This is a genomic window from Leptolyngbya sp. UWPOB_LEPTO1 (assembly GCF_017302695.1).
In the GTDB taxonomy this organism is placed as follows: domain Bacteria; phylum Cyanobacteriota; class Cyanobacteriia; order Leptolyngbyales; family Leptolyngbyaceae; genus Leptolyngbya; species Leptolyngbya boryana.
Map to the genome: position 1 here is coordinate 78135 of NZ_JAFLCJ010000022.1, position 11026 is coordinate 89160.

The following is an 11026-nucleotide window of genomic DNA, read 5'->3' on the forward strand; positions in this document are numbered from 1 at the left end:
GCGACTGAGCGGTTTTCTTAGAAGTTATGTCGCAATACATTCTCAAGCGGCTTTTGGGGCTAATCCCGGTGCTATGGGGGATTACGCTGGCAGTGTTTCTATTGTTGCGGTTCATTCCGGGTAATCCCGCAGTTGTCTTAGCGGGAGAACGCGCAACTCCTGAACAGATTGCAGCTTTAACGACTCAACTTGGGCTAGATCAACCCTTATTTTTGCAATATTTTACCTTTGTCGGAAATTTGTTGCAGTTGAAATTTGGCACTAGCATTTTGACTGGGATTCCAGTCTTAGACGAGATTCGGACAAGATGGGCAGCGACTTTTGAATTGTCGATCGCAGCAATGTTGATCGCGATCGTGATCGGCATTCCAGCGGGAATCATCGCAGCGGTTCAGAAAAATCGCTGGCAGGATCAATTGACGATCGCGGGATCGCTAATCGGCGTTTCCCTTCCAGTCTATTGGTTAGGATTGCTGCTGATTTATTTTTTCTCAGTCACATTGCGATGGTTGCCGCCGGCTGGCAGGATCAGCGTTGGCATTGATTTTCAACCGATAACAGGTTTTTATGTTCTTGATGCGATCTTGCAACTCAATCCAGCAGCATTCATCGATGTAATCACGCACTTGATTCTGCCTGCATTGACATTAGGTACGATTCCACTGGCGATCGTGGCAAGGATTACTCGCAGTGCCATGCTTGAAGTGTTGAATCAAGACTACATTCGCACTGCAAAAGCTAAAGGATTACCTGATCGCTTAGTCATTTGGCGACATGCGCTGAAAAATGCACTCTTACCAATCAATACAACGATCGGGCTGCAATTTGGAACGCTATTAAGCGGCGCAATTTTGACCGAGACGATCTTCTCCTGGTCAGGAATTGGCTCTTGGATTTACGAGGGAATTTTGGCGCGAGATTATCCCGTCGTACAGGGTGGCGTTGTGTTTATTGCGATCGTATTCGTATTGATCAATTTGCTCGTGGATTTGTCTTACGCGATCGTCGATCCGAGGGTGCGGTATGAATGATTTGAGATCGGTACGGCGATTCTGGCAATCGCTGTCCGGCAGAATTGGATTGGTTTTGACCGTGTTTCTTTTTGCGATCGCGCTGCTTGCTCCGATTTTGCGTCCTTATCGTCCGAGCAGAAATTTCCAAGACCGATTGCTTCCTCCAAGCCTGACGCATCTTTTTGGAACCGATGGACTGGGGCGCGACCTCCTGACTGGTGTTTGGTATGGCATTCAAACCTCATTGCTGATCAGTCTCGTCTCCGTTGGAATTGGTGCTCTGATTGGTTTAACTTTGGGTATCTTGGCAGGTTATTTTCGCGGTTGGATTGATGCAGTTCTAAGCTGGATGACCGATATTTTGTTGGCATTTCCATCGATTTTGTTCGCGATCGCGATCGTAACTGTCACCGTTAATCCAAGTCTTCAAACTGTGATATTTGCGGTTGGAGTGGTGCAAATTCCGACATATATTCGGCTCACTCGCAGCGTCGTTCTGTCGTTGAGAGAGCAGGAATTCGTGCAGGCAGCGAAAGCATTGGGAGCAACAACGCCGCAGATTATTTTGCGACACATTTTGCCCGGCAGTTTAGCGCCGATGATCGTGCAAGCTTCTTTGTCGTTAGGAACCGCAACTTTAGAAGCAGCAGGACTGGGATTTTTAGGATTGGGCGCGCCACCGCCGACTCCAGAACTGGGCACGATGTTGGCGGATGCATTTCGAGATGGCTATTTACGGACTGCTCCTTGGACAACCATTTTTCCAGGGATCGCGATTACCCTGATCGTGTTAGCGTTTAATTTACTTGGAGATGGATTACGCGACGGATTTGATCCCCGATCGAGATAATTTGCAGTTTATGGAAGACATTAACGTTCTACTAGAAGCGCTCAAAGATCCCAACGAAGATGTGCGAGCAGATGCAACTCAGGCATTATGGCAGATTTGGTTTGCTCAAAAGGGTGTGACTGGACTGCAAACGCTCCAACGCGCCCAAGTGCTGCTGGAATCGGGGCAGGCACTTGAGGCAGAAACTATTTTGAGTGAATTAATCGAACATCAGCCCGATTTTGCTGAAGCGTGGAATCGCCGTGCTGTATTGTATTTCGTGCAGCAGCAATATCGAAAAGCGATCGCCGATTGCGAAAAAGCGATCGAACTCAATCCCATTCATTTTGGAGCGCTGCATGGGTTGGGACTCTGTTACGCTGCGATCGGAGATTATCGAGATGCCATTGCCGCATTTCGGCAAGCTTTGGAAATTCAGCCTTACGCGATCGAGAATCAGCGCCTAATTTTGGAATGTACCGCCAAATTAAGCTAAGAACACTTTTAAATCTGTCACAAGGAGTAACTCAGATTAGAAGAAGTATGCCAATATAGAGTCGTGTGAGGAGTAAGTTACAAAATCGCAAAAGCCCTTGAAGTCGAAACACGGCCAGACGTTCAAGGGCTTTTGTTTGTCTTGATTCAGAATTTTAGATTTTTCGTCAAGCTTCTTTTGATTTGCGACTGCGGTAAGTGCGGCGGCGAACCAAAAACTCAGGAATATCAATTTTGAGATCTTGATGGAACGGATTCGATCGCGCTGTAGATTTCAAATCCGGTGGGGCAGAAGTATCGATCGTTGCTAGTAGTTCAACAATTTCAGTTGGAAGGTCTTGATCGCCTAGCAGTTGTTTGAGTGCGATCGCTTTATCCTGCAAGACCTGAAAGCGCGTTTTCCAATGTTGAACTGCCGTTTCGTACTCGCTTGCCTGTTGGGCTTGGCTAAGAATTTGTTCCTGCATTTCGGCAGCTTGACTCTCTAGTTCTGTCATTCGGCTCTGGCTTTGTTCGCGATCGGCTTCCAGTTCTTGACAGACCTGCTGCATCAGCGCTTGCGTCGTCATCTGCCGAGCAATTCGCCCTTCGAGCGTTTCAACTTGAGTTTCTAATTCCGTAATCCGAATCTGTGCAGATTGTTTCTGCTCCTCCAAATCTTGAATCTGCTGGCGGCGCAGTTGCAAATCAGCCTGCAGTACTTGAATTTGTTGCCCCAGTGCAGAAGGTTCGCCTACATCACTTTGAATTTGCGTTTTCAACGCATCCAATTCTGCCGCATCTAACAGAATTTGATAATCTCGCTCTCGTTGCTGTGCCTGTTGGACTTTGGCTTCAAGTTCTGCTTTTTGTTGGGCAAATTGCAGCTTGAGATGGTGAATTGCCTGTTGTTGAACATTGGCGATTTCTTCAGTCGAAGCCAATTGACGTTCCAGAAATCGTTGATCGACAATCTGCGATCGCAAGTCACTTAAACTTGCGATCGACTGATCCAACGCCAGTTCTAAATCCCGAATGCGACGCTGTTGAGTTTGAACTTGATCTTGAAGCTGCAATAATTCTGGCGTGACCGAACTGGGAGGAGAATCCTCTGGGATCAAACTAAGTTGCTCTGGGCACTCCGACACGGATCGCTCCTCCCAAATCCTTGCCTATTTATTATAGTTTCAGATTCTCGGTTCCTCAGGTAATTTTGCTACTTCGGGGGGATCAACACGATTCAGTGACCAACGATATTCGATCGGAATATTTTTGCGTTCTAACTCACCTTCAAAATGCTTTTGTTGGGATAAGGCTTTCCGCAGAGCAATAATTAATTGCTGCACCTGCTCTCGCTGACCCGATCCCACGGCAAACATGGTTTGACGCTCTAACAGTTGCAGCAGCAACTCATAATGAATATGCGATGGAAGAGGTATCGGTTCCATGAATTAAAGTGACGAAGGGACAATAAGAAAAGAGCGACATTCTTCTGACTCTAAACGGTTAAGCTCACAGAACTCAAGAGATCACTCTAAAGAATTAACCTGCGAGCAGTCTAGCGCCAAATCACTCAATCTTGAATTAGCTGTGCAAGAGCTTGTCCCGGATCGGGCTGTTTGACTAACGATTCCCCGATCAAAACGGCTGAAGCGCCAGCTTTCCCGACTCTCGCTAAGTCTTCAGCCGTGTAAAGCCCTGACTCACTGACTACTGTAATGTTTCTTGCAGATAAAGTCGTCAGACGTGCTTGCAAAATGTCTTCTGTCGTTTTCAAATCGACTGAAAAGTCTTTGAGGTTGCGATTATTAATTCCAATCAGCGTAGCTCCATCAAGATTGAGAACGCGATCGAGTTCGGCTAAGGTATGCACCTCAATTAGGGCAGTCATGCCGAGCGCTTTCACAATTTTGAGGAAATATTGCAAATCTTGATCCGACAGAACTGCTGCAATCAGTAAAACTGCATCTGCACCATGCAGCCTTGCCCATTGCATCTGGTACGGATAGATGATGAAATCCTTGCACAAGAGCGGAATGTCAACGACTTCGCGGATTTGTGCAAGATATTGGAAGCTGCCCTGGAAGAACTTCGTGTCGGTCAGAACAGAGAGACAAGATGCGCCGCCGGATTGATAGGATTTTGCGATCGCAACCGGATCGAAATCTTCACGGATAACGCCTTTGCTTGGAGAAGCTTTTTTTACTTCGGCGATCACCGCAGGTTTCTTGGGGTTGTTTCTTAAAGCCGCGAGAAAGTCTTTCGGAGCGGGGGCATCTTTGAGTTTGCGTTGCAGTTCGCTGAGGGGCAGCTTTTCCCGAAGTTGATCAACTTCAGTTTCCTTATGCCAAATGATTTCTTCAAGAATGTTGGCAGGTTCGCTGTTGGGTGTTTTGATTTGATAGCGCAGTTCTTCAACAGCGATAGATGGGTTCGGGGGACGACGACGAATTTCCATAGCGTGGGTTCAGGTTAGGAAAGGATTGGATCAAATTGAGAATTTTCTGAAGAGCCTCCTAAATCCCCAATTTGAAGAACTTTGAGAAGAAAGATTTCCCGAATTTCAAGAAGTTTTCAATCAAAGTTCCCCAATGTTGAGCATCTAGGAGGCTAAAACTGACTGGAATAAAGCCACAATCAATGTGCGGCTGCCCGCTTGTACGCCTCATCCAGAATTTCTGATAACGTTGGATGGGTATGTACCAAGAATGCCAACGTATTGACCGATTCGCGTTTTGCGATCGCATTCGCCGCTTCCTGAATCAAATCAGCCGCATGTAGACCAATAATGTGAACCCCTAACAGTTCACCGTTATCCTTGCGGAACACGATTTTGGCAATTCCTTCAGCTTCACCCTCAGCCAACGCTTTCGCATTGCCCTTAAAGTAGGTTCTTGCCACTGCGACTTCAAATCCTTCCGCTTTCGCAAGGTCTTTTGCCTGCGGTTCAGTTAATCCGACAAAGCTAATTTCTGGATGCGTAAAGGCTGCCGCCGGAATCGATCGATAATCAATCTCTCGGGTTCGACCGCACATATTTTCGATGGCAATGATTCCTTGAGCAGAAGCCGCGTGAGCCAGCATCATTTTCCCAGTCGCATCCCCAATCGCCCATAAATGCGGCACAGGCTTGCCGTCTGACAAAACTTGCATCTTGTCATTCACCGGAATAAACCCGCGATTGAGTTCCACTCCAACTGATTCTAAGCCCATGTCGTTCGCGGCAGGCACTCGCCCGGCTGCAACCAAGCAAGCATCGACTTCGAGCACATCGACGAGTTCTTTCGTTTTTGCGTCAATTAGCTCGATCGTCACTGGCGATCCAGGTGTGACTTTCGCGGCAAACACTCCAACTTTCGTTTCCACATCGCGGGGAGTAATCAAAATCCGCTGCGCTAACTTGGCAATATCTGGATCAAATCCTGGCATCAATTGATCCAGACCTTCGATCATCGTGACTTCACAACCGAGTGCCGTATAAACATCAGAGAATTCTAATCCGATGTACCCACTTCCCACGATCGCAATCCAAGGCGGCAATGATTCCAACTTAATCGCATCATCGCTGGTAAAAACAGTTTTGCCGTCCACTTGCACTCCGGGCGGTACAAATGGAATTGACCCCGGAGCTAGAATAATATTCTCCGCCGTAATCGTTTTCTCACCTTCTGGGGTGGAGACAATCAATTTTTGCGCACCTGCGACTTTGGCATGACCTTGAATCACATCGACATTCAGACGTTTCAGACTCCCAATTAAGCCTTCACGCTGTTTATTGACCAAATTCTGAGCATGTTGCGCGATCGCTGCGCGGTCAAATGAAACATCTCCCACATCAACGCCTAATGCCTTGAGATGGTCTGTCTGCTGCAGTTCTCTCACTCGTCCTGATGCGGCAAGCAGTGCTTTAGAGGGAATGCAGCCGCGATTCACACAAGTCCCGCCCATATCTGCTGCTTCCACGATCGCAGTTTTCAGACCACAATCAACGGCATGAAGCGCCGCTCCATGACCACCCACGCCCGCGCCTACAATCACTAAATCATAATCGTGAGCCACAGTCCCCTCCCGTTCTTAATGCCTATTTATTCTCAACCGTGAAGCGCCCATTCGACAATACGATTTTTCTAAAATGGCATCCCTCGATTCCGAACTGGGCATCCTGATTCAAGCGGAGCCACCGTGGAAATTGGAGTATTCCCGTTGAAGCTCAAGTTCGAGTTTCAACCCGTTTAGGAGTCAAGATATGGATCATCAACAGCGAGAATTACGTCGTGCTGCGGCTCAAGCGTTTGCAGAATCGCTCAATAAGCTGGAGCAAACAATTTGGTCGCCTGAAGATGAGCCAACCCCTGCAAGCTGCCCAATCGATTTAGAACAAGCCGTAGCAGAAATCGAGCAACTTATTCAAGCTCAAGAAGCGACTTCCGAAAAAAAGCTGCCTCCCGAGTAGAAAGACAGCTTTCTCCATTTAGGTAATGTAGCAGCTTGGCGCTTTCAACTTTTGAAGATCGCGCCCCTTACTCAGAAAGACAGCAATATATCGGGAGTTCTTCCCGAATCTTACTCTTCTACTTCGGTTGCAATTTCGGTTGTGATTTCGGTTGCGATTTCCTCGGCTGCGATTTCAGCTTCAATCTCATCCTCAATCATTCCCCCTTCTTCAGAGGTAGCAGGCACTAGAGCAACGGCTGCGATCGCATCATCTTCATCCAATCGCTGTACACGTACCCCTGTCGCTGCCCGCGACTGAGATGAAATCGCATCCACAGATTGCCGAATGATAATGCCGCGATTTGTGATCAGCATCATTTCATCGCCTTCGTTCACAATATGCAGGGCAGATAAGGTATCTCCAGGCTTACGGAATTTCGTTGCCACAATTCCCATGCCTGCTCGATTTTGCAGTCGGAACTGTTTCACGGGAACCCGCTTACCATAGCCTCCTGTTGTAATCACAAGTGCCCAAGGCCCGGATTGAGGCGGCAATTCTGCATTCTCATCGACTCCCGTTTCTTCATCCTCATCGGCAGCCCCTTCCGCCTGAGCTTGTGCGACATCTGCCACAATCTGCCCTGGCAAGATTGCCATACCGACTAGGCTGTCACCATTTCTGAGCGACATTGCCCGAACACCACGGGTCGCCCGACCCAAAGGACGGAGCTGCTCATGATTAACTCGAAAGTGAATCGATCGGCCTAGACTCGATCCAATGATGATACTGTCATCGACTCGCGACAACCGCACCCATCGGAGTTGATCGCCTTCTTCCAAAGAAATCGCAATCAACCCATTCGTCCGAATGTTGCTAAACGCTGAAAGGGCAGTTTTCTTGATGTAACCTTTGTTGGTCAACATCACCAGATACTCGTCGTCTGAAAACTCTGAGACCGAAATGACAGAGGTAATTTTCTCTTCGTGTGGAACGGTGAGCAGTTGAACGATCGGAGTCCCACGCGAAGTTCTCGACCCAAGGGGAATTTGATAGGCTTTCAGCGCGTATACAACTCCACGATCGCTAAAGAACAACACACTATCGTGGTCACAACAGCTAATGAAGTGTTCAACCGCATCGTCTTCCTTCATCTTCGCCCCGGATTTCCCGCGGGTTGCCCGGCTCTGTGCTTCAAAAGTACTGATCGGCATCCGCTTAATGTAGCCTTGCTCGGTGACGAGAACGATCGATTTCTCGTTCGCGATGAGATCAATATCTCCCAACTCATCTTCTGATTGCTCGATCACCGTTCGCCGTGGCGTTGCATGGGTTGCTTTAAGCTGCGTTACCTCAGTCGTAATGATTTCTAAAATCCGCTCGCGTCTTGCCAAGATATCTAACAAGTCTCGAATTTGAGCTTGCAAGTCTTCATGTTCTTGCTCGATCTTTTCCGCTTCTAACGCAGTCAAGCGTCGCAATTGCATTTGCAGAATGGCATCCGCTTGCGATTCAGAGAGCGAATACGTCTCAATCAATTGCTGCTTCGCAGTAGCAGTATCCGCTGCACTCCGAATCAGAGCAATAATGCCATCCAGATTCGACAAGGCAATTAACAACCCTTGCAAGAGATGATCGCGTTCTTCTGCCTTGCGAAGTTGATACTGAGTCCGACGAGTAATCGCCTCAACCCGGAACTCTAAGAACACCGTCAAAAACTGCTTCAAGGTCAACAGCTGTGGCTCGCCATTAACGAGCGCCAGCATATTTGCCCCAAAATTGGCTTGAATCGGAGTCTGCTTATAAAGATTGTTCAGGACAACACGCGGATAAGCGTCTCGCCGCAGTTCAATCACAATCCGCATCCCATCGCGATCGCTCTCGTCGCGCACATCAGAAATGCCTTCAATCTTGCGATCGTTGACCAATTCTGCAATTCGCTCAATCAGCGCTGCTTTATTGGTTTGATACGGCAATGCGGTAATGATGATTGCGTCTTTATCGGGTCGTCCCCGTTGCTCGATTGTTTCGATCGCAGCAACACCGCGCATTGTGATTGATCCACGTCCCGTCGTATAAGCTTCACGAATTCCAGTGCGTCCTAAAATCTGCGCTCCCGTCGGAAAATCAGGCCCTGGAATGTACTGCATCAAATCCAAATCCGTCAAATCTGGATTCTCAATCAATGCCACCAACCCATCAATCAATTCCCCTAAATTATGAGGCGGAATGTTGGTTGCCATCCCAACAGCAATCCCGGCTGAACCATTCAAAAGCAGTTGCGGGATTCGTGAAGGGAGAACCGTTGGCTCTTGAACGGAACCATCAAAGTTATCTGCAAAGTCAACCGTTTCCGATTCGATATCTTGCAGCAGCGAATAGGCTGTCAAAGAGGTCAAACGACATTCGGTATATCGCATTGCCGCAGGTGGATCGTTATCGATCGAACCAAAGTTGCCATGCCCATCGATCAGAGGCGATCGCATCGAAAAGTCCTGCGCCATCCGCACTAACGCATCGTAAACCGCTGTATCACCGTGCGGATGATATTTACCCAACACTTCCCCGACGACACGGGCGCATTTTCTGAACGGTCGATCGTGGGTCAGCCCCAATTCGTGCATTGCGTAGAGAATGCGACGATGCACAGGTTTCAGCCCATCTCGTGCATCGGGTAGCGCTCGCCCCACAATCACGCTCATCGCGTATTCCAGGTAAGACCGCTGCATTTCGTTGCGTAAATCGGTTGGAATAATCCGATCTTGAGGCGGTTCCTGGGAGAATGTCATACGGAGACTCCGAAATACTTTTGTACTACTTTATGAGCGAAAAAAGATGCCTAGAAAGTATACCTGCTTCGCCTCATATTGGGACAATTTTAGCACAAATTCATAAATGGGATCAGGGCTGAAATTCCCATGAAATCTAGGGTTTCCGCAGTTTATTTTAATATCGCTTCTAATGCCTGTTTTACCGTTGGATAAGCATACTCGAAGCCGGATTCTAGAGTACGCTTCGGCAAGACTTGCTGTCCTTCGAGAACCACGATCGCACCATCCCCCAACATTGCTTCGAGTGCAAATCCCGGCACAGGCAACCAAGACGGACGATTCATCACCTGCCCTAATGTGTTTGTCAATTCCGCCATTTTCACAGGAGTTGGAGCCGTTGCATTGTAAACGCCTTCCATACCTGAAGTGAGTGCCCGAATGATCAAGCTCACCAAATCTTCCCGATGAATCCAAGAGAACCATTGTTTTCCTGAGCCAATCGGTCCACCTGCAAACATTTTGAACGGAGCCAACATTTTTCCAAGCGCCCCGCCATTTTCTAAAACAATCCCAATTCGGAGAATGACGAGCCTCGTTCCGCTCTCTTTCACTTTGTTTGCTTCTGCTTCCCAAGCCCGACAAACTTCAGCTAAGAAATCCTGCCCTGATGCACTATTTTCATCAAAGCTAGCTGTTTCGCTCGTGCCATAGAAACCGATCGCTGAAGCATTCACAAGCACTGAAGGTTTTGGATTAGCTTGTGCGATCGCATTTACCACATTCTGTGTGGTCAAGGTTCGACTTTCGAGCAATGTTTTTTTCAATTCAGGAGTCCAGCGATTTTCAGCGATCGGCTCTCCCGCCAAATTCACAACACCATCACATCCTGCAATCTTAGACTGCCAATCTCCTGCTTCCTTCGGACTGTAAGCCACAATTTCCAGATTCTCAGACTTTGGCAACACTCGTTCAGCACTACTTCCATTTCGAGTAAATGCCACCACTTGATGATTCTCCGCCAACAATCTTTCTACCAACCGACTTCCAACAAATCCGGTTGATCCTGTCACTGCAACTTTCATAGCTATTCAAGGCGAAACGTCCATCTGCCAGTATATCGGAGGGAAAGTGATCGTACTTTAAGTCTTACTCAATCTAACTCCAGCAGCTTCAACTCAAGCCTTTGTACCTGAAGAAACGATGTCTTTGGCAACCAGCGATCGCATCTTCAATCAAGCGATGAGTCAAGTATATGGCTGCTCTCTTTCCTGATCATCTGTAATAGTTTAATTCTCCTGTTTCCCATACATGCATGGAAATAAGCAAAAACATACAAAGAGAGCTTCCCAAAACTTATCTTAGGAAGCTCTCTTTGTTTTGAATGATACCCTGGCGGTTAGCTATTTTGACAGGAGGCTACCCTCCAACTATCGTCGCCGCAAATGCGTTTCACCACTCAGTTCGGGATGGATGAGTGTGGGTCCACATCGCCATCACCACCAGGAAA

10 protein-coding genes and 1 rRNA gene are annotated in these 11026 nt (G+C 47.8%); 4 read left to right on the forward strand and 7 right to left on the reverse strand.

From position 1 onward, the window contains the following. Positions 1-26: 26 nt before the first annotated feature. From J0L70_RS25680 to J0L70_RS25690, 3 genes are read left to right on the forward strand one after another with little or no spacing between them, the layout of a single operon-like run. Positions 27-1031: an ABC transporter permease gene (locus tag J0L70_RS25680; protein WP_287456390.1), complete on the forward strand. Its 1005-nt coding sequence runs from the start codon at positions 27-29 to the stop codon at positions 1029-1031. After that, positions 1024-1863, forward strand: coding sequence for an ABC transporter permease (locus J0L70_RS25685; RefSeq protein WP_287456391.1), 840 nt, complete (start codon positions 1024-1026; stop codon positions 1861-1863). The genes J0L70_RS25680 and J0L70_RS25685 overlap by 8 nt, the downstream gene beginning before the upstream one ends. After that, on the forward strand, positions 1826-2338 hold the full coding sequence (locus J0L70_RS25690; RefSeq protein WP_287456392.1) for a tetratricopeptide repeat protein: 513 nt from the start codon (positions 1826-1828) through the stop codon (positions 2336-2338). The genes J0L70_RS25685 and J0L70_RS25690 overlap by 38 nt, the downstream gene beginning before the upstream one ends. A 166-nt stretch (positions 2339-2504) precedes the next feature. Here J0L70_RS25690 and J0L70_RS25695 read toward each other — a convergent pair whose 3' ends face one another. The 4 genes from J0L70_RS25695 to lpdA all read right to left on the reverse strand — a co-directional run bounded on the left by J0L70_RS25695 (position 2505) and on the right by lpdA (position 6375). After that, entirely contained in the window at positions 2505-3464 is a 960-nt protein-coding gene (locus tag J0L70_RS25695) for a hypothetical protein (RefSeq protein WP_017288345.1), read from the reverse strand. Between the two features lie 39 nt (positions 3465-3503). After that, on the reverse strand, positions 3504-3764 hold the full coding sequence (locus J0L70_RS25700; protein WP_017288344.1) for a DUF5340 domain-containing protein: 261 nt from the start codon (positions 3762-3764) through the stop codon (positions 3504-3506). Between the two features lie 125 nt (positions 3765-3889). Continuing rightward, a complete protein-coding gene (gene trpC, locus J0L70_RS25705; RefSeq protein WP_017288343.1) occupies positions 3890-4774 on the reverse strand; it encodes an indole-3-glycerol phosphate synthase TrpC in 885 nt (294 codons plus the stop codon). 179 nt (positions 4775-4953) lie between these two features. Continuing rightward, entirely contained in the window at positions 4954-6375 is a 1422-nt protein-coding gene (lpdA, locus tag J0L70_RS25710) for a dihydrolipoyl dehydrogenase (RefSeq protein WP_287456393.1), read from the reverse strand. A 187-nt stretch (positions 6376-6562) separates the two neighbouring features. Here lpdA and J0L70_RS25715 point away from each other — a divergent pair, with 187 nt between their 5' ends. Continuing rightward, positions 6563-6769, forward strand: coding sequence for a hypothetical protein (locus tag J0L70_RS25715; protein WP_017288341.1), 207 nt, complete (start codon positions 6563-6565; stop codon positions 6767-6769). A gap of 110 nt (positions 6770-6879) precedes the next feature. Here the strand turns inward: J0L70_RS25715 and gyrA are convergent, their stop codons facing one another. The 3 genes from gyrA to rrf all read right to left on the reverse strand — a co-directional run bounded on the left by gyrA (position 6880) and on the right by rrf (position 11023). Continuing rightward, a complete protein-coding gene (gene gyrA, locus J0L70_RS25720) occupies positions 6880-9537 on the reverse strand; it encodes a DNA gyrase subunit A (protein ID WP_017288340.1) in 2658 nt (885 codons plus the stop codon). A 152-nt stretch (positions 9538-9689) separates the two neighbouring features. Beyond that, on the reverse strand, positions 9690-10601 hold the full coding sequence (gene thyD, locus J0L70_RS25725; RefSeq protein ID WP_190653191.1) for a thylakoid membrane protein ThyD: 912 nt from the start codon (positions 10599-10601) through the stop codon (positions 9690-9692). A 305-nt stretch (positions 10602-10906) separates the two neighbouring features. Beyond that, positions 10907-11023, reverse strand: a 5S ribosomal RNA gene (gene rrf, locus J0L70_RS25730). Positions 11024-11026 lie beyond the last annotated feature (3 nt).